General features: G+C 63.3%; 18 protein-coding genes, 1 tRNA gene and 1 pseudogene. 5 read left to right on the top strand and 15 right to left on the bottom strand.

Features of this window, described 5'->3' with window-relative positions; genetic code table 11:
• Window positions 1–113 precede the first annotated feature (113 nt).
• Entirely contained in the window at window positions 114–6,029 is a 5,916-nt protein-coding gene (gene proA / locus CCA01S_RS07775) for an anti-phage protein ProA (protein ID WP_066456483.1), read from the top strand.
• Here proA and CCA01S_RS07770 read toward each other — a convergent pair.
• The 14 genes from CCA01S_RS07770 to CCA01S_RS07705 form a co-directional block, all read right to left on the bottom strand.
• Window positions 6,022–7,122, bottom strand: coding sequence for an alpha-hydroxy acid oxidase (locus CCA01S_RS07770; RefSeq protein ID WP_198149939.1), 1,101 nt, complete (start codon window positions 7,120–7,122; stop codon window positions 6,022–6,024). The genes proA and CCA01S_RS07770 overlap by 8 nt on opposite strands.
• A 68-nt stretch (window positions 7,123–7,190) precedes the next feature.
• Window positions 7,191–8,396 (bottom strand): amino acid aminotransferase, encoded by a 1,206-nt coding sequence (locus tag CCA01S_RS07765; RefSeq protein WP_103035657.1) that lies wholly within the window; start codon window positions 8,394–8,396, stop codon window positions 7,191–7,193.
• Between the two features lie 24 nt (window positions 8,397–8,420).
• Entirely contained in the window at window positions 8,421–9,221 is an 801-nt protein-coding gene (locus tag CCA01S_RS07760) for an amino acid ABC transporter ATP-binding protein (protein WP_066456480.1), read from the bottom strand.
• A gap of 56 nt (window positions 9,222–9,277) precedes the next feature.
• Window positions 9,278–9,937 carry an amino acid ABC transporter permease gene (locus CCA01S_RS07755; protein ID WP_066456478.1) on the bottom strand — a complete coding sequence of 220 codons (660 nt, stop codon included), beginning with the start codon at window positions 9,935–9,937 and terminating at the stop codon, window positions 9,278–9,280.
• 3 nt (window positions 9,938–9,940) lie between these two features.
• Complete coding sequence (locus CCA01S_RS07750; protein ID WP_066456475.1) at window positions 9,941–10,576, bottom strand: amino acid ABC transporter permease; 636 nt, start codon at window positions 10,574–10,576, stop codon at window positions 9,941–9,943.
• Between the two features lie 29 nt (window positions 10,577–10,605).
• Window positions 10,606–11,436 (bottom strand): transporter substrate-binding domain-containing protein, encoded by an 831-nt coding sequence (locus CCA01S_RS07745; protein WP_084386598.1) that lies wholly within the window; start codon window positions 11,434–11,436, stop codon window positions 10,606–10,608.
• Between the two features lie 79 nt (window positions 11,437–11,515).
• The gene (locus tag CCA01S_RS07740) at window positions 11,516–12,310 is read right to left on the bottom strand and encodes a transporter substrate-binding domain-containing protein (RefSeq protein ID WP_232305004.1); all 795 of its coding nucleotides are present in this window, start codon (window positions 12,308–12,310) and stop codon (window positions 11,516–11,518) included.
• 120 nt (window positions 12,311–12,430) lie between these two features.
• The gene (locus CCA01S_RS07735; RefSeq protein ID WP_066456470.1) at window positions 12,431–13,813 is read right to left on the bottom strand and encodes an FAD-binding oxidoreductase; all 1,383 of its coding nucleotides are present in this window, start codon (window positions 13,811–13,813) and stop codon (window positions 12,431–12,433) included.
• 10 nt (window positions 13,814–13,823) lie between these two features.
• Complete coding sequence (locus tag CCA01S_RS07730) at window positions 13,824–14,546, bottom strand: HutD/Ves family protein (protein WP_146030630.1); 723 nt, start codon at window positions 14,544–14,546, stop codon at window positions 13,824–13,826.
• 9 nt (window positions 14,547–14,555) lie between these two features.
• Entirely contained in the window at window positions 14,556–16,088 is a 1,533-nt protein-coding gene (hutH, locus tag CCA01S_RS07725) for a histidine ammonia-lyase (RefSeq protein WP_066456467.1), read from the bottom strand.
• Window positions 16,089–16,103: 15 nt separating this feature from the next.
• Complete coding sequence (hutU, locus tag CCA01S_RS07720) at window positions 16,104–17,780, bottom strand: urocanate hydratase (RefSeq protein ID WP_066456464.1); 1,677 nt, start codon at window positions 17,778–17,780, stop codon at window positions 16,104–16,106.
• 38 nt (window positions 17,781–17,818) lie between these two features.
• On the bottom strand, window positions 17,819–18,781 hold the full coding sequence (hutG, locus tag CCA01S_RS07715; RefSeq protein ID WP_066456460.1) for a formimidoylglutamase: 963 nt from the start codon (window positions 18,779–18,781) through the stop codon (window positions 17,819–17,821).
• Window positions 18,768–20,012, bottom strand: coding sequence for an imidazolonepropionase (hutI, locus tag CCA01S_RS07710; RefSeq protein ID WP_066456566.1), 1,245 nt, complete (start codon window positions 20,010–20,012; stop codon window positions 18,768–18,770). The genes hutG and hutI overlap by 14 nt, the downstream gene beginning before the upstream one ends.
• Before the next feature lie 26 nt (window positions 20,013–20,038).
• Complete coding sequence (locus tag CCA01S_RS07705) at window positions 20,039–20,767, bottom strand: IclR family transcriptional regulator (RefSeq protein ID WP_232305003.1); 729 nt, start codon at window positions 20,765–20,767, stop codon at window positions 20,039–20,041.
• A gap of 568 nt (window positions 20,768–21,335) precedes the next feature.
• Between CCA01S_RS07705 and CCA01S_RS07700 the strand changes: the two genes are divergently transcribed.
• Complete coding sequence (locus tag CCA01S_RS07700; protein ID WP_066456457.1) at window positions 21,336–21,584, top strand: type II toxin-antitoxin system Phd/YefM family antitoxin; 249 nt, start codon at window positions 21,336–21,338, stop codon at window positions 21,582–21,584.
• Entirely contained in the window at window positions 21,574–21,855 is a 282-nt protein-coding gene (locus tag CCA01S_RS07695) for a type II toxin-antitoxin system RelE family toxin (protein WP_066456454.1), read from the top strand. The genes CCA01S_RS07700 and CCA01S_RS07695 overlap by 11 nt, the downstream gene beginning before the upstream one ends.
• Before the next feature lie 226 nt (window positions 21,856–22,081).
• On the opposite strand, the gene CCA01S_RS07690 is transcribed toward CCA01S_RS07695, so the two are convergent.
• Window positions 22,082–22,158: transfer RNA gene (locus CCA01S_RS07690), tRNA-Met, on the bottom strand.
• Between the two features lie 66 nt (window positions 22,159–22,224).
• On the opposite strand from CCA01S_RS07690, the pseudogene scpB reads away from it, so the two are divergent.
• A pseudogene (gene scpB / locus CCA01S_RS07685) lies at window positions 22,225–22,749 on the top strand (SMC-Scp complex subunit ScpB); the annotation flags it as partial.
• Window positions 22,750–22,814: 65 nt separating this feature from the next.
• Window positions 22,815–24,431: a pseudouridine synthase gene (locus tag CCA01S_RS07680; RefSeq protein ID WP_066456452.1), complete on the top strand. Its 1,617-nt coding sequence runs from the start codon at window positions 22,815–22,817 to the stop codon at window positions 24,429–24,431.
• The last annotated feature ends 30 nt before the right edge of the window (window positions 24,432–24,461 follow it).

Genomic DNA, 24,461 nt, shown 5'->3' with positions numbered 1-24,461 from the left:
TTCAAAATTTTTGTAGCAAGTCTCGTGGCGCTTCTTGGCGCAACGTGGGCTTGCCGACGTGTGCGCTGCAGCGGACGGCTTGGCTCCGGCGCGTGCACTGAGAGGAAGAAAAAATGTCGGATTCAGTGCTTGAGGTTGAAGACGCGTCGGCGGTACAGGCGTTCGTGGTTGATCTCGCTGTGGCGGCGAGTGTCAATTTTGCTTCTGCTCAGAATGGTGTGTCGGTGCTCAGGCGGCTGCTGCTGACCTACACCGGGTCGACCATATGCGAGCACCTGACCCTGCAGCTGTCGTGTCGTCCCTCGCTCATTCGTGAAAAATCCTGGGTGCTGGATCAGGTGTTGCCAGGGACGCAAATCGCCATTCCCGACCTCGAAACTCAATTCGACATGGATTTGCTTCGGGGGCTCAATGAGGCTGAGAAAGGCGAGCTGGTTCTTGAGCTGTCGGATGCACAGGGCGTGTTGCAGCGTGAAGTCCGGACAATTGACCTGCTGGCCAAAGACCAGTGGGGCGGTATTGCCGAGATGCCGCACCTGCTGGCAGCCTTTGTGTGGCCCAACGACGCGGTGGTTGCCGCGGTTATCAAGGATGCCTCGCGGCGTCTTGAGGCTGCCGGACACGATGGGGCATTGGATGGTTATCAATCCGGGGATCCCGCACGGTCGTGGATGTTGGCAGGCGCCATCTGGTCCGCGTTGACAGCGCTGGGGCTCAGCTACGCGGTGCCGCCGGCCTCGTTTGAGCAGCGCGGCCAAAAGGTTCGCAGCCCCGAACGCATACGCTCCGAAGGTCTGGCCACATGCCTGGATGCATCCTTGTTGCTGGCTGCCTGCCTTGAAGCGGCGGGGCTCAATTCTGTCGTGCTCTTTTCCAAAGGGCATGCCTGGGCGGGTGTGTGGCTCGTCCAACGAGATTTCGGGTCAGTCGAAGAACGCGATGTGATGGCCGTACGCAAGGCGATTGCTGCGCGCGAGTTGGTGGTGCTCGAGACCACACTGCTGACCAGGCGGCCTGCCGTTGCCTTTGAAACGGCCTTCGAGCAAGCTGTCGAGCACACGGTTGAAGCCAATGAGCACACGTTTGCGCTGGCCGTGGATATCGGCCGGGCCAGGGCGGCGAGGGTGAGGCCGCTGGCCAGCCACCAAGTGGCGGACGCGGGGCTGCGGTCTGATGCCACATCGATCCCCGAGGCCGCTGCCTTGCCCAGCCCTTTGGGGGCGGGGAGTCTGCCCAACGATCAGATCGACGTCGCGCCCCAGACGCCGGACGACCGGATCGCTCGCTGGCAGCGGAAACTGCTTGACTTGTCCCTGCGTAACCGTCTGCTGAATTTCCGTGACAGCAAGCAGACGCTGCCGTTCGTCTGCCCTGACGTCTCTTTGCTTGAAGATCGCTTGGCGGCGGGCACTCGTTTCAAGGCGCTGTCATTGTTGGATGAGGACCCGATCGGCGATCGGGATCAGTTGGCCGCCAGCCGCAAGGCGGTCTGGGCGGATGTGGCCCGGGATGCCTTTGAGCGCAAGCAAGTGGCCGTCCCCTTGGGACTGAAAGAGATGAATGGCCGCTTGCTGGAGCTCTTTCGCCGTGCCAAGAGCGACTTGCAAGAAGGGGGCGCGAATACTTTGTTTTTGGCGGCGGGCTTCTTGAGCTGGAAAAAAACGCCGGAGGACACGCGCAGTTATCGAGCCCCACTGTTGTTGATCCCCGTCAAACTGAGTCGGCGATCCGCCACGTCGGACTTCGTGCTGGAGCATCATGAAGATGACGTGCGCTTCAATGCAACTTTGCTGGAGTTCCTGAAAAGGGATTTTGCTTTGCAGGTGCCCGAGCTTGAGGGTGACTTGCCGCGGGATGCCAGTGGTTACGATTTGCCGCGCATTTTCGCGATTTTGCGCCAGAGGGTGCGTGATGTGCCGGGCTTTGAGGTCGTCGAAGAACTGGCCTTGTCAACGTTTTCCTTTGCCAAGTTTCTCATGTGGAAAGACTTGGTCGATCGTACGGACAGTCTGCGTCAAAGTCGTCTGGTTCGGCATTTGATCGATAATCCATCGCAACCGTTTTTGGCACCGGACGATCCCGGCCTGCCACAGGCCGATGACGTCGATCGGCGGTTTTCACCTAAGAACCTCTACACGCTGCTGCCCGCCGATTCGTCTCAGCTGGCAGCGGTGCTGGCTGCCCAGGAGGGCCGGGATTTCGTCTTGATTGGTCCGCCCGGCACAGGCAAAAGCCAGACGATTGCCAACATCATTTCGCAGTGTCTCGCTGTTGGGAAAACTGTCTTGTTTGTGGCTGAAAAATCTGCGGCGCTGGATGTCGTATACCGCCGTCTGGCAGCGCATGGCTTGGCGGACGCCGTGCTCGAGCTGCATTCAAGCAAGGCCGATCGCAAATCGGTGCTGGATCAGTTGGGTCGCAGCTGGGATCGAGTCACCGTCAACAATGCCTCGTTGTGGGATCAGGTGACTGGGACGCTTGCACAGGACAAGGATCGGCTCAATGGATACGTACAGGCCTTGCATCGACCTGGGACGCAAGGCTTCAGCGTATATCAGGCAATTGGCAAGGTGGCTGCCGGGCCGTGTGGGATCGAGCTGCAATTTGCAGGCCGTGACGCGCATGATGCTCAAAGCTATTTGCGCTTACACCAGCTGGCAGGCGACTTGCAGCGAGCATATGACGTGGTCGGCGAGCGTCCAGCATTGGCGCTGATCGAGAAGGATGAATGGTCTTTTGCCTGGCAGGCCGCGCTGCTGCGGGTGGCACGTGAATTGCTGGATCAATCGTCCCGGCTTGCGCAATTGGCTGCGGAATTGAACCGGGCTTTAGGTTTGGTCGCAGACCCTGCTGGACGCCCCCAGCGTTTGGCCGCACTGTCTGCTTTGGCCCGGGCGAGCGCGCTGGAGCAAGACGTCAGCTGGGTGCTTGGCCAGGATTGCGCGGGGGTACGGCGCAGCGCTGATGCGCTGGTCGAGCAGCTTGCCGCCTTGCGATCGCTGCAGTCACAACTGGCCGCGCAGTATCCAGCTGGGAAGTTGAAACTGTCTGACGTAGAAAAATTGGATGCTTCCTGGCGGGAGGCTCAGGTCAAGTGGTGGCCTGCCCGTGCGCTTGCCAAATCGGGGGTACGCCGACTCTTGCAGACGTATGCAAGATCCGGGACAGCCGATCCGGCGCGGGATATTTCGATTTTGCAGCAGATCGTCGGTCATGAAACGCAGATACAGGCAACCCCTCTGGTCGGGTGCCCTGTGTTTGCAGGCTTGGAGAGCGATGAAGGCGATGTACGGGCCTGGATGGTTCAGGCTGACGCATTCGTCCAGTCGGCGACGAGCCTGGAAGCCCATGTCGAGGATGCTGATCGCTGGGCTCGGGCACTTCGTGCCTTGGCCGGGCGCCAGGCTGATGATATTCGCGAGTTGCTGACCCAGTTTCTGGGTGTGTATCGGCAGTGGCAGCAGGCCGCGGCCGATTTCATCGCGCAGGCGGGTGGCCGTGCTGATGCCTTCGATTTGTCCGCACTGCAATCGCAGCTTGATCTTCTCGTGCAATCACGCGAGTCAATCGCCAACTGGACGCATTGGGTTCATGTGCGGGATCAGGCGCGCCTATCCGGCATAGGCGCGCTGGCGGATGCGTTACAGGCGCAGGCGCTGATGGTTCCGGCCACGGAAGCCTTTGAGCGTGCCTATGCCGCCTGGTGGCTGCCGCTGGCCATGGATGCTGATTCCTGCTTGCGTGAGTTTTCTCAATGGTCGCATGAAGATACGATCCAGCAGTTTCGCGCGCTGGTTGACCAGGCGAACCAATTGGCTGCTGGCGAGGTGCTGCGGCGGATTCAACATGGTTTGCCGCGCAAGGATGGTGTGGCCAGAAACTCTGAACTGGGCATTTTGCGGCACCAATTGGGGCTGCAGCGCCCCAGCCTGCCCTTGCGCAGTCTCATTTCGGCCATGCCGGAGCATTTCACCCGCCTGGCGCCTTGTGTCCTGATGTCGCCGTTGTCCGTGGCCCATTATTTGCCGCCTGATCAGGCGCCGTTTGACGTGGTCATTTTCGATGAGGCCTCGCAGATCACTACGTGGGATGCGGTGGGCGCCATTGCCAGGGGCCGTCAGGCCATCATCGTGGGTGATCCCAAGCAATTGCCGCCCACCAACTTCTTCGGTCGCGCGGATGAGCAGGAAGATGTGCCTGAAATGGAGCGCGATTTGGCATCCATTCTCGACGAAGTGGTGGGCGCCGGCATTCCTGCCCAGCAGCTCAACTGGCATTACAGAAGTCGGGATGAGTCGCTGATTGCTTTCTCCAACTGGAACTATTACGACGGCCGTCTGGTGACGTTTCCCTCGCCGAGCACAGAGTCTGGCGCGGTGCGCTTGCATGCGATTGAGGGGGTCTACGATCGGGGAGGAAGCCGCACCAATGTGGTCGAGGCACGCGCCATCGTGCGTTTCATTGTGCGGCGCCTGGAGCAATGGCTGGCATTGCCCGAGGCAGCCCGCCAAACTTTGGGCGTCATCACGTTCAATATTGAGCAGCAGGGCCTGATCCTCGATCTGCTGGACGAGGCCCGGCGCGCGGACAGGCGCCTCGAATGGTTCTTCGAGGATGCCAGAGAGGAACCCGTGATCGTCAAGAACCTGGAAAACATTCAGGGCGACGAGCGCGATGTCATGCTGTTTTCCATCACCTATGGCAGCGATGCGGCTGGCAAGCTTTCCATGGCCTTCGGGGCGCTGAATGGTGAAGGCGGTGAAAAGCGCCTCAATGTGGCAGTCACCCGGGCACGGCGTGAGCTGCACGTATTCTCGTCCTTGCGGGCCGATCAGATCGACCTGGGCCGCACCAAGGCCATGGGCGTTCGGCATCTCAAGGGGTTTCTTGATTATGCCGATCGCGGGGCGCTCGCACTGATTTCCCAGGACACCGGTTCTCAGGGGCCGGCTGAAAATGCCTTCGAACGGGCCGTCAAACAGGCCATCGAGCGCCATGGCTGGGAAGTCCGCACGCAAATTGGTGTATCTGGCTACCGCATCGACTTGGGTGTCGTGCATCCGGATCGAGCGGGAACTTACCTGGCTGGGATCGAGTGCGATGGCGCAACTTATCACAGTTCTGTTTCGGCACGAGATCGGGACAAGACGCGCCAGGCGGTGCTCGAGGGGCTGGGCTGGTCCATTCTGCGCGTCTGGTCTACCGATTGGTTCAAGAATCCCGCTGCCGCCATCGAGCGCACGCATGACGCGTTGCAGGCTTTGCTTGCGCAAAGCCGCATCGAGCCGCCAGCCGAACCTGGTACGGTCGAGGAGAATGTCGATTCACAGACGGTGCATGCTGTCGGAGAAGACGCTGCGGCGCCGGAGGCTGGTGCGGCTGGTGCGTGCCATGAGGCTCCATGCCCTCCGACAGCAGGTGAAGACCCGCCTGAACAAAAGCCTGGCGTCGCGCCCGAATGCACGTCCGAGACTGCCGAGGAGATGCTTGCGCGCTACATGCTTTCCACCGCCGGAGGGGGGAGGTCGGCAATGGATGTTGGGCAACCTTACCGCGCTGCGGCGGGCAGTCTGGCGCCCAACCCGGATCTGTTCTTTTTGCCTGAATATGATGCCGTGTTGCGGGCTTTGGTGATTGAAACGGTGCGTGAGGCAGGGCCTTTGCCGTTACCAGCGCTGTGTCGGCAGCTGGCCGTGCAGCATGGCTGGCAGCGTACTGGCCGCCGGATCGTCGATCGAATTCGGCGTTCTTTGCAGGGTGTGGACGTCATCGAGGAAGATGGCGTGCCATTTGTCTGGAGTGCGCGGACATCGGCCAACCGTATTCCTTTTCGGCACAGCTTGAATCGGGACCTCCGCGAAATCTCTCGTGCGGAAATCGCTGCCTTGTATGACGCGCATGCTGAACAGCTGGACGTCAGCGAAGATCCAATCAAGGATTTGGCCCGGCTGGCTGGGGTGGGCAGGCTGTCTGCCGACGCCCGGGCCTACCTGGACGGATGCCTCAGGTGGCGCCGCACGGTTACCTGAGTACGGCGGGTGTGATGTCCGCAATCCGCGCAATGCCCAACTGCGCCATCAGATCCTTCAATTGGCCAGCGATGATTTGCAAAGCGCGCGCCGCGCCGTCGCTGCCGCCGACGGTGACGCCGTAGAGGGTCGGGCGGCCCAGCATGACTGCTGTTGCGCCCAGCGCGATGGCTTTGAGCACGTCGCTGCCGCGTCGTATGCCGCTGTCGAGCAAGACGTCACCGCCCGATGGCCGGGTGGCGGCGATTTTGGGTAACGCTTCGATCGTGGCGGGGACGCCGTCGATCTGGCGACCGCCGTGGTTGGAAACGATGACCCCGTCGGCACCGATACCCCAGGCGCGCATGGCTGTCTCTGCGGTCAGCACGCCCTTGACGTAGAGGCGCCCGTCCCAGCGTTTGCGTATCCCGGCCAGGTGATCCCAGGCCAGGGTTTTCAGAAAGCAGGAGTCGGTAAATTCCAGCGCGCCCAGGATGGTCTGGTCGGCGCCGATGTACTTTGCAAGATTGCCCAGGCCGGGCAGCCCCGAGGGCCACAAGGTTTGGTACATCCAGCGGGGGTGCATGCCGGTGTCCAGGATGTGGCGCAGGAAGAGCTTTCCTGGTTTCTTGAAGGCCCGTTGATACCACTCCCGGTGGCCCAGGGTGACTGCGTCGATGGTGACCAGGAGCGTCTCGAATCCGCAGGTGGCGGCTCGCCGCAGCAGATCGTGCGTGATGTTCTCGTCGGCGAAGGGATAGAGCTGAAACCAGCGCTCGCCGTCGGGTGCCGCGTCGGCGACCTCTTCCAGGCTGTTGCACGAGACGGTGCTCAGGGTAAATGGAATGTGGTTCTGGGCGGCTGCCTGTGCCAGGAGGATATCGGCATTTTTGCGCAGCAGGCCGTTGTAGCCTGTGGGGCTGATGGCGAGCGGCAGGTGCCACCGGTGCTCGTGTGGCTGGATGGCGAGCGCGGGTTCCGCCACGCCGCCAAGCGGCTGCGCGTTCAGCCGGATTGCCTGGAAGGCGGCCTGGTTGGCGCGCAGGGTGCTTTCTTCCTCGGCTCCGGCGGCAATGTATTCCCAGGCGAATGCCGGCAGGCGTGCTTGTGCCATGGCACCCAGTTCAAGCGTGCTGACTGCGTATGGCCATTGGTGGGCATGAAGATAGCGGCGCTTCATGGTCATGCCAGTTGTGTGACGGCGGCCATTGCGCGTGCAAAGTGCTCGACGTTGCGGCTGTTCAGGCCCGGAATGCAGAGGCGGCCGTTGTCGAGCACGTAGACGCCGTGCACGTCGCGCAAGGCGTGAATCTGTTGCTGCGTCAACCGGGCGAGGCTGAACATGCCGTGCTGTTTTTCCAGGTAACTGGCGTCATAGGATGGTGCCGCGGCCGCGAGGTGGGCCCGTGCCGTCTGCCGCATGCGCAGCATGTGTTGACGCATGTGTTCGACTTCGCCGATCCATTGGCTGCGCAGCGTGGGATTGCCGAGCACGTGGGCGATGATACGCGCACCGTGGCTGGGCGGATTGGAGTAGCTGCGGCGGATCAACGCCACCAGTTGCGCTTCGACGCGCGTGGCTTCCTCCGCCGAGCTGCAAACGACCGAGAGCGCGCCGCAGCGCTCTCCGTAGAGCGACAGGTTCTTGGAGAACGACTGCGCAACCAGGAATGGGTGCCCGCTGGCAGCCAACGCGCGTACCGCGAAGGCATCTTCTTCCAGGCCTTGGCCAAACCCCTGGTATGCGAGGTCGATGAAGGGAATCAGGCCGCGCTGCCCGATGAGGGCCAGCAGCTCGCGCCACTGCGCTGGCGTGAGATCCGCGCCCGATGGGTTGTGGCAGCAGCCGTGCAGCAGCACGATGCTGGCGGTTGGCAAATTGCGTACGCAGCCCATCAGGGCGTCGAACGTCAGCTGCTGCTGTGTGACGTCGTAATAGGGGTAGCTGTGGGTTGCGGTGCCCGCGTCGCTGAACAGGCCTGCGTGGTTGGGGTAGGCCGGATCGCTGATCCAGACGCCGCTGTCGGGGCGTACCGAGTGCAGCAGCCGGGCCCCCAGCCATAGCGCGCCCGAGCCGCCCAGCGTCTGCACTGTGGCGACCCGGTGCTCGCGCACGGGGGCGCTGTCGGGACCGAAAACCAGGGCCTGCGCCGCGCTGCGGTAGGCGGGCAGTCCCGCAATCGGGAGATAGGGCGTGGGTTGGTGTTGCGCCGTGAGACTGTCTTCCGCTTCGCGCACGCTTGCGAGCACAGGTATGCGCCCGTCGTCCGAGTGATAAATTCCGATCGTGAGGTCGATCTTGTCTTTGCGCGAATCGCGGCGGCACTGATCCGCGAGAGCAAAGATCGGGTCGCCGGGCTGCGGCTGCAGTTGGTCAAACAGGCTCATGCTGTCAATCTCCTCGTCGTGGCGCTAGTCGTTCCAGAAGGCGTTGCGTTCCAGGTAGTTTTGCAGGAACTGCTGAAGCCGGGGCTGGGTCGTCTCGCGGAAGATGACGTGCGGTGAACCCAGGGCGGCAACCTGCCCGGCATCGAGAAACATCACGCGATCGGCGACCTGGGCGGCAAAGCCCATTTCGTGGGTGACGACGACCATGGTCATGCCGTCGCGCGCCAGGTCTTTCATGACTTGCAGCACTTCGCCGACCAGCTCGGGGTCGAGCGCGGAGGTCGGTTCGTCGAACAGCATGATATGCGGCTCCATTGCGAGTGCGCGGGCGATGGCCACGCGCTGCTGCTGGCCGCCCGACAGCTGCGCGGGGTAGTGATCGGCCAGCGACCCCAGCCCCACGCGTTCCAACAGCGCATGGCCTTTTTTCAGGGCCGTTTTTTTGTCCAGATTTTTGACCTGGATGAGCGGTTCGATGACGTTGCGGATGGCCGTCATGTGGGGCCACAGGTTGAACTGCTGGAACACCATGCCGACGTTCTTGCGCGCTTCGCGCAGTTCGGCCCGGCGCGCCAGGCGCCGCGTACCGCCTTCCTCGACGTAGCCCAGCAGCCTGCCTTCGATGAAGACGCTGCCGGAGTCGTACTTTTCGAGGAATGCCAGAGCGCGAAGAAACGTGCTCTTGCCAGACCCCGAAGGCCCGATGACGCAGACGACCTCGGATTTGCTGACTTCCAGCGAAATGTCATGCAGTACTTCGCGGTCGCCGTAACGTTTGCAGACCTGTTCGGCGCGGATCAGGATTTCGTTGCTGTCGGTATTCATTGCGTTCCTTGTTGGTTGAGCGGTTGCTCATGATCTTGGCCGCTGGCGCGCGGCCATCAGCGCCGCAAAAACCTGCCGACGCGATGTTCTACCGAGGCCCCCAGCTTCTGGGCCACTGCGCCCAACGCGAGATAGGCGATGCACAGCAGCGCCAGTGGCGCCATGAAGATGAATTTTTCGGAACTCAGCCCCGTCAATACCGCGGTCAGTTCCGGCACCGTGATGATCGACAGGATGGCGGTTTCTTTGCTGAGGAAGATGATCATGTTCGTCAATGGCGGCAGGATCATGACGAGCATCTGCGGGATTTGAATGCGCCAGACCGTTGCCAGCCGCGTGATGCCGAGGCAGTCCGCCGCTTCGATCTGTCCTTTGGGTACGGCCATGAAACCGGCCCTGAAGATTTCGGCAAAATAGGCGCTGCCATAGATGCCGAGCGCCACGATGCCGGAACTCAGGGCGTCGAGCGTGAGGCCAAACGATGGCCCGCCGTAATACAGCAAAAACAGCAGGATCAAATCCGGCACCGAGCGCAGGAACTCGATGTAGACGCGCAGGATGTTGGCGATGAACCTGCCGGCAAAAAGCTGGAGGACGGCGATGGCACAGCCGAGGACGATGCCCAGCACGACGGCGCCCAGCCAGCTCAATACGGTGATGCTCAGCCCGGATGCGATGGTGGGCCAGTTGTCGATGATGACGTTGATTTCCTGCATGATCTATTTCGCCTCCGCATAGCGGTTTTCGAGATAGCGGCCCGCAAAGGCGATGGCACCGCAGAGCACGATATAGACGATCGCTGCCAGCGAGAAGACTTCAAGCGGCTTGTAATTGCTGCTCGAGATGTTTTGTGCCGTCAGTGTGATCTCGGCGACGCCGATGACGGAAACCAGAGAGGATGATTTGGTGAGCAGGATGACTTCATTCGTGAGCGCGGGCAGGGTCATGCGCAGTACTTGCGGCAGCTGGATTCTTGACAGGGTGGCCAGGGGCTTGAGCCCGAGCATTTGCGCGACCTCGATCTGGCCCGCTGGAATCGCCAGAAAGCCGCCCCGCAGGATTTCGCCGATATACGCGCCTTCGCAAAATCCGATGGCAATGATCGCTGCGACCGCGGCGGGCACATCGATGCCGATGAACGGCAGCGTCAGGTAGACGACCAGCAGCTGAACCAGCAGAGGGATGCCACGAAAGATGAACACGTATGCCCGGCTGAGCCATTGCAGCAGCGGTGACCGGGAAACGCTGAAGACGGTCACGATGACGGCGATGACGAAGCCGATAATGATCCCGGCGGCCGAGACGTAGATCGTCATTCGGGCCGCTTCGGTGAGAAAGAGCAAAGTGCTCATCATGGCAGTGCCTCCGCCGGTTGGTCAGTGAATCAGAGATCGGGTACGAAAGCGCTTTGGGGCACGGCTTGAGCCGTCCCGAACCATTTCTCCTGCAGGGCCTTCATGCGGCCGTCGGCTTCGATCTTGAGAATGGCCTTGTCGACTGCCGCGACCAGGGTGTCACTGTCGGGCCCCTTGCGCGCAAGGTAAGCGAAGTAGGATTTCGGGCCAAATGGCGGCAGGACGACTGCGAAAGTATCCGGCCGGGATTTTGCGACCGCTTCCAGCAAAGTGACGGCATCGGCCACTGCGTCGATGCGGCCGTTGGCCAGGTCGGCGTATGCGCCGGTCAGATCGAGATAGGCTTTGGGTTTTGCTGGCGATGGCAGTGTTTTGGCAAAAGATTCCAGTTCTTGCAATTCGATCGTGCCGCGCTGGCTGCCGACCGTCTTGTCGCCGATGTCCTGCGGTGTCCTCAGGCTGTGATCGCTGGCGCGTTTGATCAGGCCGACGGTGCCGTCGGCAAACGGCAGGGTGAAGTGGAACTTCTCCATGCGTTCCTTGGTGATGGCCACCGGTGAATTGACCATGTCGAAGCGCTTTGCCTGCAGGCCCGCGAGGGTCGTCGTCCAGGGCAGATCCAGGAACTTCGGCTTGACACCCAGTTCTGTGCCGATTGCCGCCCACAAATCTTTGTCAAAGCCGACGTGTTGATTGTTTTCGGTGTAGTCGAAGGGCTGGTAATTCATATCCGTGGCCAGCGTGATGACCCCTGCCTTTTGGACGTCGGCGAGCTGGTCGGCGTTGGCCGGTGCCTGCGTGAACGCGAGCGTCAGTCCGACGGACAGCGCACTGAGTTTTAAAAAACGGAAAATCGGCATATTTGTCTCCTTCGAGTTGTGTGACCGCCGCCTGGTGGGACAGCGGTGGCGGCAGCGGAGGCCGCCGCCGGGGGTGACGTTACAGGTTCGGCTCGAAATCGCCCGTCGGGACGTCCTGCTTGGCACCGAACCATTTCACTTGCAGCGCTTCCATGCGACCGTCCTGCTCGATCTTGCGGATGGCATCATTGACTGCGGCGACCAGGGAGTCGCTGTCCGGCCCTTTGCGGGCCAGGTAGGCAAAATAGGCTTTCGGGCCAAAGGACGGCTGGACGACGGCAAACGTATCGGGGCGCGTCTGTGCGACCGATTCGAGCAGCGTGATCGAGTCCACCGCGCCGTCGATGCGGCCGTTGGCAAGATCGGCGTATGCCTCGGTCAGGTTCAGATATGCGCTGACTTTGGCTGGCGGGTTCAGTGTCTTGGCATAGGCTTCCAGCTGCGCCTGCTGCGATGTGCCGCGCTGGCTGGCAACGCGCTTGCCTGCAAAATCTTCTGGCTTGGTGATGCCGGTTTCGTTGGCGCGCTTGAGCAGTGCGACGGTGGCGTCGGCAAAAGGCAGCGTGAAGTGATACTTGGTCATGCGCTCTTTGGTGACGACCACGGGAGAATTCACCATGTCGAAGCGCTTGGCCTGGAGGCCAGGCAGCGTGGTCGTCCAGGGCAGATCCAGAAATTTGGGTGTGACCTTCATTTCTTTGCCGATTTCTATCCAGAGCTCTTTGTCGAAGCCGACGTGCTGGTTGTCCTTCACGAAATCGAAAGGTTGGTAGTGCATGTCGGTAGCCAAGGTGATGACGCCCGCCTTCTGGACGTCTGCGAGCTGATCCGCGTTGGCCGACAGCGTGGCGGTGCCGAGCGCGAAGCCGATCACGGCGGTGGCGGCTCGAAGGATGTACTGGGTGCGCATGAGAAGTTTCCTTTATGACGAGTGGCGATGCGGATGACGACGGTGAGGGTCTTTACCGGACGGCGAGCGCCGGTTCACGGTCGTTCATGAGTTCAGAATCCGGCCTCGGTTGACGCGTGCGGCGCCGTCAAACAAGGTCTTGATTTGCCGCATGAGTTCGAGCTCGCGCGGCGAGCGGCTGAAATGAAGAAATGGCTTTTTGATCCTCCCTATGCCGTGTTCGGCGGAAATGCTCCCGTGAAATTGGGCGACTGCTTCGTAGACGCAGGTTTCGACGGCGGGCAGGTCCTGCGTCGGCAGCGGCCCGATGGACAGGTGCAGATTGCCGTCGCCCAGGTGGCCGAAAAGCAGGCGTGTCGCCTTGGGCCAGCGCCGTTCGAGCGTGGGCAGGATGCCGTCGATGAAAGGGGTGAGCTGGTGTAAGGGAATGCCGATGTCGAATGCGACGCAGGGCGCGATGCGCGGCAGGATTTCCCCGATGGCGTCACGCAGGCGCCAGAGGTCTGCGGCCTGTGCTTCGCTGTGCGGCAATATCGCGTCCACGATGGTGGAGCGATCCAGCTGGGTTTCGAGAAATTCGTGCAGTTCGGTGGCCTGCCGCTCGCTGTCCGAGAAAGATTCGGTTTCAAGCAATACCGTGATCGGGTGCTTGCCCTCGAAGGGTGCCTGCAGACCGGTCGAATGAGCTGCGGCCTGCAGGTAATCGCGCCACATGACTTCAAAAGAAGACAACGTGGGCAGTGCGGCGCGCGCATCCCTGAGCAGGGTCGGCAGGCGCTCGGCGGTGGGGAGCGCCAGCAGCGCGCTTTGCCGGCGTGTCGGCTGCGGGAAAAGCCGCAGGACGGCACGGGTAATCAAGCCCAGGGTTCCTTCGCTGCCGATGAAAAGCTGCTTCAGATCGACCCCCGTATTGTTCTTCAGTCCATAGCCGAAGCTGCGGACACGCTCGCCGTCGGGCAGGATGACTTCCAGCCCCAGCACCAGCGCCCGCATGGTGCCGTAGCGCAACACGCGGTTGCCACCCATGTTGGTGGCGATGGCGCCGCCGATCTGGCACGCGCTGCGGGCCCCGCTGTCCATGGGGAAGTACCAGCCGAGTTCGGCTGCCGCATCGCACAAGGCCTGCAGCGTCACGCCCGCCTCGACGGTTGCCGTGCCGCCGGTTGCGTCGATGCTTTCGATGCGGTTCAAGCGTTCTGTGCTGAGCACGATGTCGCCCGGGTCGGGTACTGCACCGCCTGCCAGGCCGGTGCGCCCGCCTTGCAGTGTGACGGACATCCGCGCCGCGTGGCAGGCGCGCATGATTTCCGCCGCCTCCGCCACGGTTACGGGGCGCAGTACCGCCGCGGGTGAGCCGTCGGCACGCAGGCCGCTTTCGTCCTGGCAGTACAAGGCAGGGTCTTCGACCGATGCCGGATGCATGCCCTGGCGGGCAAGAATGGCGTAGAAGTCGCTGAGCTTGGTCATGGTCGCGTTCTCATTTTCCAGGCAGGGCGGGATCCGGCGGCAGCGGTGTGCCGCAGTCCAGCGCGATGGCAATGCACTCGGTGGTCGAATCCTGGCCGTGGATGACCGCCTGGCGTGGTCTGTCGGTGGCTGTTGCCTGCTGCACGAGCAGGGCGTCTCCGGCGGCCAGCGCCGTGGAGCGCGAGTCGGCGACGCGTACCTGTGCGCTGCCGCGCACGCAGTAAATAATAGTGTGTCCCGTACCGAGGTCAACCGTATGCGCGCCGCACAGCCGGGCAGAGCGTATCGCGCCGTGACCACGGCGCAGCATGACGTTCAGGTCGCGCACGGGCCCTTCCAGCAAATCGCAGGCATAGCGGCGTTCGCCCGGAAAATCCAGGCTCATGCCCTGGCGCAGGAGCGTCACGACGCCGCTGGCGGGGTCGGTGAGCCGCATGCCGGCACCGTGCGTGACCCATAGCTGGCGCTCGAAACCGTCCCAGTTCGAGAAGCTGCCGGGCTGTGCCACATCTGCCGTGCTGATTCTCCAGATGAGATCGCCTCCCTGGGCGGCGGGCGGCCAGACTGCTATCTGGTGGGTAATGCCGCCACCGTTGCGCCACGGTTGGCGCAGCGCGCCGGAGGCGGGCAGAACGCGGCAGATCCAGCGCGCATCGTCGGGCCGCTGCGCGGCCGTATCGTGGCGCGCGGCACTGGCGGAGGGCGACAGGCGGTTGTTCTGTGGCGTCTGCATGGCTTTCACTTATCCGAGGCTGGGCAGCAGGTGTGGCGGCATGAGCGGGGTAAGCACGCGGTCTGCCAGCAACTGTGTTGCCGCAGCGATATCGGATGCAAAGAAGCGATCCTTGTCGTAGAAGGGCACCTGGGCGCGCAGCAGGCCATGGGCCCGCTCCAGCGGGGCGGATGATTGCAGCCCTTGGCGGAAATCCAGGCCCTGGCAGGTTGCCAGCCATTCGATAGCGATGACAGTACGCGTGTTGGCGGCCATTTCCCATAGGCGCTTGCCCGCCGCGGGCGCCATGGAGACGTGATCTTCCTGGTTTGCCGAGGTGGGCAGGCTGTCCACGCTGCGCGGGTGCGCCATGGACTTGTTTTCGCTGGCAAGCGCGGCTGCCGTCACCTGCGCGATCATGAAGCCGGAGTTCACGCCGCTGTCCTCCACGAGGAAGGTGGGCAGTTGCGAGAGGTGCACGTCGATCAGCAGCGCAATACGGCGCTCGGCCAGGGCACCGATTTCCGCAATCGCCAGCGCCAGGTTGTCGGCCACCATCGCCACGGGTTCGGCGTGGAAGTTGCCGGCGGAAATGATGTCGTCTTCCTGGGCGAAGACCAGAGGGTTGTCGGATACGGCATTTGCCTCGATCAGCAGGACGTCGGCCACGTGGCGGATCTGTGTCAGACATGCCCCCATGACCTGCGGCTGGCAGCGCAGCGAGTAGGGGTCTTGTACGCGGCTGCAATGGATGTGGGAGTCGCCCAGGCCGCTGTGCTCGGTGAGTACGTGGCGATATGCGGCGGCCGTGTCGATCTGCCCCTGGTGCCCGCGCACGGCCTGCACCCGGGCGTCGAACGGCTTGCGTGAGCCCAGGACGGCTTCCACGCAGAGCGCGCCGGTGACGATGGCGCTGGCGTACAAGTCTTCGGTTTCAAACAGGCCGCGCAGCGCGTAGGCGGTGGACACTTGAGTGCCGTTGATCAGGGCCAGCCCCTCTTTGGAGGCCAGGGCAATCGGCTGCAGGCCGGCAATCTTCAAGGCGTCCGCCGCTTCCAGCCATTGTCCCTGGTGGCGCGCCTGGCCTTCGCCGATGAGCACGCTGCTCATGTGCGCCAGCGGCGCGAGGTCGCCGGATGCGCCGACCGACCCTTTGAGCGGGATGCGTGGATAAACCTCGGCATTCACGAGCCGGATGAGCGCGTCGATCACATCGCGCCGTATCCCTGAAAAGCCACGCGCCAGGCTGTTGATCTTCAGCACCATGATGAGCCGTACGAGCCCGTCGTCGATCGCCTCACCCACGCCGGCCGAGTGGGACTTGAGCAGCGAGGTCTGCAGCAGTTCGAGTTTGTCGGGTGGAATGCGGGTTTGGGCGAGCAGGCCAAAGCCGGTGTTCACGCCGTATGTCGTGATGTTCTTGGCTACTTTTGCCTCGACGCAGGCGCGCGCGGCGGCGATTGCCGCGTCGGCATCCGGGGAGAGGCTGATTGTTACCGGCCCTTCATAGACCTGACGCAGTTGGGCCAGCGTCAGGGAGCCAGGGTGAATGATCAAATTCATTTTTCTACCTTCGGTTTACTTGACCATGGGAAGCTTGAGGCCCTTTTCGTGGGCGCAGTCGATGGCAATCTGGTAGCCTGCGTCGGCATGGCGCATGACGCCAGTGCCCGGGTCGTTCCACAGCACGCGTGCCAGGCGGGCGTCGGCCGCGTCGGTGCCATCGCACACGATGACCATGCCGGCGTGCTGTGAATAGCCCATGCCCACGCCACCGCCGTGGTGGAAGCTCACCCAGGTGGCGCCGCTTGCGGTATTGAGCAGCGCGTTCAAAAGGGGCCAGTCGGAGACGGCGTCCGTGCCGTCTTGCATGGCCTCGGTCTCGCGGTTGGGACTGGCCACCGAGCCGGAGTCGAGATGGTCGCGGCCGATGGCGATCGGGCCTTTGAGTTCACCGTTTTTCACCATCTGGTTGAAGGCCCGGCCCAGGCGATCGCGGTCGCCCAGGCCCACCCAGCAGATGCGTGACGGCAGCCCCTGCCAGTGGATGCGCTCTTCCGCCATGTCCAGCCAGTTATGCAGGTGCGCGTCGTCCGGGATGAGCTCTTTTACCTTGGCGTCGGTTTTCAGGATGTCTTCGGGATCGCCCGAGAGTGCCACCCAGCGGAACGGCCCGACGCCGCGGCAGAAGAGGGGACGAATGTAGGCGGGCACGAAGCCGGGGAAGGCAAAGGCATCCTTGCAGCCCATGTCGAAGGCCATTTGACGGATGTTGTTGCCGTAGTCGAAGGTGGGGATGCCTTGATGGTGCCAAGCCAGCATGGCTTCGACGTGTGCCCGCATGGATTCCTTGGCCGCCTTGGCCGTGCCTTCGGGATCGCTTTGCGCGCGTTCGTGCCATTGTTCGAGGGTCCAACCGCGCGGCAGATAACCGTGTACCGGGTCATGGGCTGACGTCTGGTCGGTGACCGCGTCGGGCCGGATGCCGCGCTTGACCATGTCGGGTAGTACGTCGGCGGCGTTGCCTAGCAGGGCGATGGATTTTGCTTCCCCGGCGGCGGTGTATTTCTGGATGCGCGCCAGGGCGTCGTCCAGGTTTTCGGCCTGCTCGTCGACGTAGCCCGTGCGCAGGCGAAAGTCGATGCGTGTCTGGTCGCATTCGATGGCCAGCATGCAGGCCCCCGCCATGACGCAGGCCAGCGGCTGCGCGCCGCCCATGCCGCCCAGGCCCGCCGTGACCACCCAGCGGCCCTTGAGATTGCCGCCGTAGCTCTGCCGCCCCATCTCGACGATGGTTTCGTAGGTGCCCTGGATGATGCCCTGCGAGCCGATGTAGATCCATGAACCCGCGGTCATTTGCCCGAACATCATCAGGCCCTTGCGGTCGAGTTCGTTGAAGTGTTCCCAGGTCGCCCAGTGGGGGACGAGGTTCGAGTTGGCGATGAGCACGCGGGGCGCATCCGGGGTCGTCTTGAATACCCCCACCGGCTTGCCCGACTGCACCAGCAGGGTTTCGTCGGCTTCGAGCTTGCGCAGGCTTTCGAGGATGGCGTCGAAGCATTCCCAGTTGCGTGCGGCCCGGCCGATGCCGCCGTAGACCACGAGTTCCGCGGGGTTTTCGGCTACGTCCGGGTCGAGGTTGTGCTGGATCATCCGGTAGGGCGCTTCGATCAGCCAGTTCTTGCAGTGCAGTTCGGGGCCGCGTGGCGGGTGGATGATGCGGCTCGGGTCACGGCGGGTAGGGGTGGAAGCCATGGTTCGTGCTCCTTGTGTAGTCGAAGGGAAGCGAGGGCTCATGATTGCCCGGCCATCTGGTGTACGAGGCGGGCAACCACCCTCGCAGTATGGTTGTCGATGTCGTGGTCGGGGTTGAATTCGGCGAGATCGCAGGCGATGACCTTGCCGCTGGCAAGCAGGCTTGCCACCAAAGGCTGGATGTGTCGTAAAGGAACGCCCAGGGCGGCTGGCGCACTGACGCCAGGGGCCTCGGCGGCGGGCAGGGCATCGATGTCGATCGTCAGGTAGATGAAGTCGTTGTCGGCGACGAACGCCGCCAGGTTGCGCCGCACCGTATCCGGGGCGCGTTCGAAGTCGAGGTCTTCGTGCACCAGTACGTCCAGCTCGCGAGCACGGTGAAAGAGTGCTTGCGTGTTGCTGGCGCGGGACACGCCCAGGCATGCGTAGCGGTAGCGCCAGCCGCGCTGGGCGCAGTCGGCGGCAATCTGCGCGAACGACGTGCCCGATGTGCCGCCGTGCACGGGTGCGCGCAGGTCGAAGTGCGCGTCAAAATTGACGATGCCGATGCGTGGCGGTCGGGACGCGTGCGCGAGGTGCGCGGCGATGCCTTGCCAGCTCGCAAAGGCGATTTCGTGGCCTCCGCCCATGCCGAGGGGGCGATGCCCCGCCTCGAGCGCAGCCGTGACGCGTGCCGCGAATTGCCGCTGGGCGGCTTCCAGGGCGCCGCCGTGGGCGTCGTCGCCGCAGGTGACGTCGCCGCCGTCGTAGACGGGTGTGTCGCCGTGCCAGGCCATGCCGGCCAGTGCCCGGCGCACCGCGGCGGGCCCTTTGCGGGCGCCGATGCGGCCGTGGTTGCGCAGCACGCCGGCATCGCAGGCGAACCCGAGGAGAAAGACCCCGGGCGCCGCCCCGGTCGTCGGCGCTTGCACCTGCTGGTGCCAGCGTGGCGTTGCGGGCTCGTCGTCCACCCGGCCCGTCCAGACTGGCGCGTCTTCTTGCGCTGATTCAGGCTTGTTCATGTGTGATTTTTCCTTCGAAGATGCGTTGACGCAGTCGGCCGGGCTGCACGGCGTAGGCCAGTTCGGCCGGGGTTTCCACGTCCCACCAGCACAGGTCGGCGACGGCGCCCGGGGTGACGTGGCCGCGATCGGCCAGCCCCAGCGCCCGGGCTGCGTGCGCGGTCATGCCTGCCAGCGCTTCACGGGGCGTCAAGCGGTATTGCGTGCATGCCAGGTTCAGCATCAGCGTCGGCATGACGATGGGCGAAGTCCCCGGGTTGGCATCGGTCGCCACCGCCATTGCGACCCCTGCGGCGCGCAGCGCCGCAATGGGCGGCAGCTGGGTTTCGCCCAGGCAATAAAAGGCGCCCGGCAGCAGTACCGCAACCGTACCGGCCGCCTGCAGGGCCGGTGCGTCTTCGGCGGCCAGGTATTCAAGGTGATCTGCCGACAGCGCCCGGTGGCGCGCCGCCGCCACGGCGCCGCGCAGGTTGGACAGCTGTTCTACATGGCCTTTGACGGCGAGTTGATGGGCTGCCGCCGCTTCCCATACCTGCTCGCACTGCGCGACGGAGAAGGCGATTTTTTCGCAGAACACATCCACCGCGTCGGCCAGCCCTTCCTGGGCAGCGGCGGGAATCATTTCGTTGCAGACCAGGCGGATGTAGTCGTCGCTGCGCCCCGCGTATTCTGGCGGCAGGGCGTGCGCCCCCAGGAGCGTGGTGACGATGTGCACCGGGTAGTGTCGGCCGAGCCTGCGCATCACGCGCAGGAGCTTGAGCTCGTCGGCGAGGGTCAGGCCATAGCCTGATTTGATCTCTACCGTTGTGGCGCCGTCGGCCATCAGCGCCGCCAGCCGCTTGGCCGCTGTCGCAAAGAGGGTGTCCTCGTCGGCCTGGCGGGTTGCCCGCACCGTGCTCATGATGCCGCCGCCCGCGCGGGCGATGGCCTCGTAGGTGGCGCCTTCGAGCCGCATCTCGAACTCGTGCGCCCGGTTGCCGCCGTAGACCAGGTGCGTGTGGCAGTCAATCAACCCCGGCGTCAGCACGCCACCGCGGCCGCGCTCTATCGCGTCGGCGAAGGCGTCGGTATCGATGGCGGATTCTTGGCACACCTGCGCAATACGGTCGCCATCCACGACCACGGCCATACGTTCTGTGCTGGTGTGCCTGCCGTCAAACAGGGTGACGTCGCGCCAGATCTGGCGGCGGGCTTGATGGGCGGCATGGTGCGCCGCGAGCGGAGTTGTCATGGAGGAGTCCACCAGGGAAAGGTGCTTCACGGCCGCATAGGGTGGTGCGCGCCGCGTGTTTTTTGCAGAATCTGCTGTGTGCCGTGCAATACCAGCGCTTGCAGTCGTTGTTCCTGGTTGTGAACGCGGGATACGGGAGCCATCAGGGTGATGACGGAGTCGGCGTGCGCTGTCGGTGTGGCCATGATCGGGACGCTGATGCCCCAGATGCCGGCGTCTACCTCGCTGTCTGACGTTGCATAGCCTTGTCGGCGGATGACGACCAGTTCGTGTTCCAGCTCATTGCGCGCCCTGGCGTCCAGCAGGCCGTCGCGCATGATTTGATTGAGCACTTCGTGCTGCCGTTCGGGGCGCATGAAGGCCAGCAGTGCCTTGGCCGAAGCGCCACTGCGCAAAGGCACGCTGCGGCCCTTGCTCAGTGAGCAGCGCAGCATGTGCGCGCTCTCGGCCATGCCCAGACAGATGGCGCGGGTTCCGACGGCGGCCAGCAGGCCGATCGATTCGCCCGTTTTATCCCGTAGCTGGTTCATGACTTCTTGGGCTTCCTGCACCAGATAAGAAAAATTGTCGAAGCCCCATGCCAGTGGCACGCACATGGGGCCAGGCATGTAGTCGCCGTCGTCTTCGGTGACGAAGCCCCAGCGCTTGAGCTGCCCGAGCAGGCGGTACAGCGTGCTTTGCGCCAGCCCGGTCTTGTCTTTCAATTCGGCGAATGTCACTTCGCGCCCCACGTTGGCCAGTGTGGTCAGAATCAAGAGCAGCCTTTCGGAGCCGGCTATCGCAAGGGAGGGTGCTGGAGCCGTCGTCGAAGAAGCGTGAGCGGGTGATGAACTGGGCATGCGGAAAATTCCAGGCCGAGTAGGTGAATGGCTACTAGCGTAGTAGGAAATTCCCAAATACAAGAGATAAATTCTCACTAAGTGAGAGTAATAAGGGAAAGTCCGAAGTCCGGTTGTCGGCCGCGACGAGATCGCGTCGCTGGTTCGCCAGGCCGATGGCGGCGGGCAATCCCTGTGACTCTGATCAGTCATGGGGCCGCCATGGGCGCGCGAACGCACTGTACGGCCTGCCCGGCGGTGCGCAAGCGACCCCGAGGGGCATGATCGGGATCGCAGCCCTGTCGTGGATCGGGCTTATGTCCGACGACGTGGAAAAGTTTTGGTAGTGGCGAAGGAGCCTTGGCTGGTTTAGCGAAGTCTTCATCAGCCAGGGCAAGGCAGCGGTGTCGAGCCTTGCTTGCCACTCAGGCTTTTTCCATTGAAAAGACCTATTTAGGGTGCTAGCATAAGAGCATCTAATGATGCTTTTGTGAGGACTTTTCACATGGCCCACACTGTTCTTGCCGAAACGACGGCTAGCGTTTCTGAGCTTAAACGCAACCCCATGGGGACCGTTGCGGCAGGCGAAGGGTGGCCCGTAGCCATCCTCAACCGCAATGAACCCGCGTTCTATTGCGTCCCTGCAAAGGCCTATGAAGCCTTGCTGAACCGTCTGGAAGACCTTGAGCTGAACGCCATCGCCAATGCCCGTCAAGACCAAGCGGAAATCGAGGTCTCGCTGGATGACCTATAGGCTGAAGTTCAAAGACGAGGCCTTGAAAGAGTGGCATAAGCTCGACAACACGCTGCGCGAACAATTCAAGAAGAAGCTCACCGAACGTGTGCAAGACCCACGCGTGCCCGCTGCGAAGCTGTCTGGCCACGCCGACCGTTACAAAATCAAGCTCAAGTCCAGTGGTTACCGGCTGGTCTATGAGGTGCGCGATGCGGATGTCGTCGTAGTCGTCGTCGCCGTTGGCAAGCGTGAACGCAATGCAGTCTATGCTGCAGCGGACAAGCGCTGATTCTCCGGAATGAATCAAGCACTACCTGGGCTTCATTAAGTGGGCGAACATGCTCACAGATCTTGCGGTCCGAACCTGAGAGGTGGATGGTCTGCTTGCCATGTTTTCTGCTTCAGACAGAGAGTGGTTGGAGTCAGATGTAGCGACAAATGCGGCAAAATTGCAGCAAAAACCGAATTTAGAAAGCACAAGGGCTTGCCAAAATTTGGCAAGCCCTTGATTTTATTGGTTGCGGGGACAGGATTTGAACCTGTGACCTTCGGGTTATGAGCCCGACGAGCTACCAAACTGCTCCACCCCGCGGCAGAGACAGAACTATAACATAGTCTGCGAAAATAATGCAAGCAAACCTTCGGAGTTCACGATAAAATGACGGAAACGGAAATCCTGCGTGTGTTGGAAGCCGCCATCCTGTGCGCTGATACGCCTCTTTCGGTCGCTCAATTACGCAGTCTGTTTGATCAAGCGGTTTCCGCAGACGATATTCGTCGCCATCTGGCTGCCCTGCAGCTCGATTGGCAAGAACGCGGGCTCGAACTGGTTCAGCTGGCAGGTGGCTGGCGCTTTCAAAGCCGCCCCGATGTGCAGCGTCATCTGGGGCGTTTAAGCCCGGAAAAGCCACCGCGATATTCTCGTGCCGTACTAGAGACGCTGGCCATCATTGCCTGGCGCCAGCCGGTTACCCGTGGCGACATCGAAGACATTCGCGGCGTCACGGTATCGGCGCAGATCATTCGTACGCTCGAAGACCGAGGCTGGATCGAAGTGCTGGGCTATCGCGATGCACCGGGCCGACCCGCCTTGCTGGGCACCACCCGGCGCTTTCTCGACGATCTGGGTTTGCGGGCGCTCGACGAGCTGCCCGCGTCCGATGCCGCCGAATTCGCGCAGGCCCCGAAACTGCCGCCCGAAGCCCGTCCATGAACGACCAGAATTTTGTGTAGGAGTCACTGAACCCCATGACAGCAGAACTAGAAGCAACGCCGCATGCGGTAAGCGAAAACTCGAAACAACCGCAGGCACAGGCCGAGTCCGCCGAGGGCCGCGGCACCGCGCCTCGTGCGCGCAGCGGCCGCAAGCTGCGCACGCCCTTTCGCCGTCGCCGCGGCGACGCCCAGGCAAGCGCGGCGGCGACGGGCGCCGAAGCCCCCGCCGCGGGTCACGAGCTGGATGCGGGCAGCGCCGAAGAAGCCGATCGCGCCCTGGCCTATCTCGACGCGGCGGATCACACCGCCCAGCGTCTTGGCCGCTATCTGAACAACGACGCGCTCATGCCCAAGCTGCACAAGGTGCTGGCCGAGGCCGGGGTGGGGTCGCGGCGCGACATGGAAGAACTCATCATCGCCGGGCGCGTGTCCGTCAATGGCGAACCGGCCCACGTCGGCCAGCGGGTGGGGCCCGACGACAAAGTGCGCGTCAATGGGCGCCTGGTGACGCGTCCCAAGGCGGGCAAGCTGCCCCGGGTTGTGCTGTATCACAAGCCGGCGGGCGAGATCGTCAGCCACGACGACCCCGAAGGGCGTGCCACGGTGTTCGCCCGCCTGCCGCGCATCCGCAGCGGCAAGTGGCTGTCGGTGGGGCGGCTCGACCTCAACACTGAAGGCCTGCTGATCCTCACCACCTCTGGCGAGCTCGCCAATCGCCTGTCGCACCCGCGCTACGGCGCCGAGCGCGAATACGCGGTGCGCGTGCTGGGCGAACTCGAAGACGAAAAGCGCGCCGAACTGCTCTCGGGCATTCAGCTCGACGATGGTCAGGCCCAGTTCAATTCGCTCGATTATCTGGGCGGCGAGGGCAGCAATCGCTGGTATCGGGTCACCCTGTCCGAGGGGCGCAACCGCGAAGTGCGGCGCATGTTCCAGGCGGCGGGGGTGCTGGTCAGCCGCCTGATCCGCACGCGGTTTGGCGAGGTCATCTTGCCCACCAATCTGCGCCGTGGCCGCTGGGAAGAACTGGATGCTCCGCTGGTGGGGGCCTTGATGGTGCAGTTGGGTCTCATTCGCGCGACGGACGACGAAGACGGCGAACCCATCGAGCGCCAGCCCCTGTCGCATGCCAGTGCGCTGCCGCCGGGGTTTGGCACCCCCGCGCAAAACGGCCAGAACGGGGCGCGTCTCAATCGCCGGGGGCGCGTGTCCGCCGGGCGCAAGGGGGGGATCGACCCCTTCACCACGGGGCTGCTGATCAGCGGCGGGCTGGCCAACGGCCATCCCACCGAAGGCCGTGGCGGGCATGCCGGCGGCAAGCCGGCCGCGCCCAAGGGGCCGCGCAAGCCGGGTGGCAAGGCGGCCCGGCCAGGCAAGCCCGCGGCGGCGGCGCGTGGCGCCAAGGGGCGCAAGCCCGCGCCCGAAGGCGCGGCGCCCAATGTGCAGGCGGGCGCGGTGGCGGTGCCCGAGACGCGGCGTCCGCCGCGCGGCAAGGCGCCCAAGCCACCCAAGGCGGCCCAGCCCGCCGCGCCCAAGGGCAACCGCCGTCCGCCCAAGCCGCGCAAGCAGGGCGGGGCTGGCGGCGAGCACCAGCCCAAGGGTGCGCATGCCCACGAGTCGCAGCTGGGGCGCCTGGGGCGCGGCCGCTAGGCGGTGCTGATGGCCGGGTGCGCATCCTGG

The organism is Castellaniella caeni NBRC 101664, assembly GCF_001592225.1.
GTDB lineage: Bacteria > Pseudomonadota > Gammaproteobacteria > Burkholderiales > Burkholderiaceae_B > Castellaniella > Castellaniella caeni.
The sequence above is the reverse complement of the archived record's forward strand: the minus strand, read 5'-3'. Positions and strand labels throughout refer to the sequence as shown.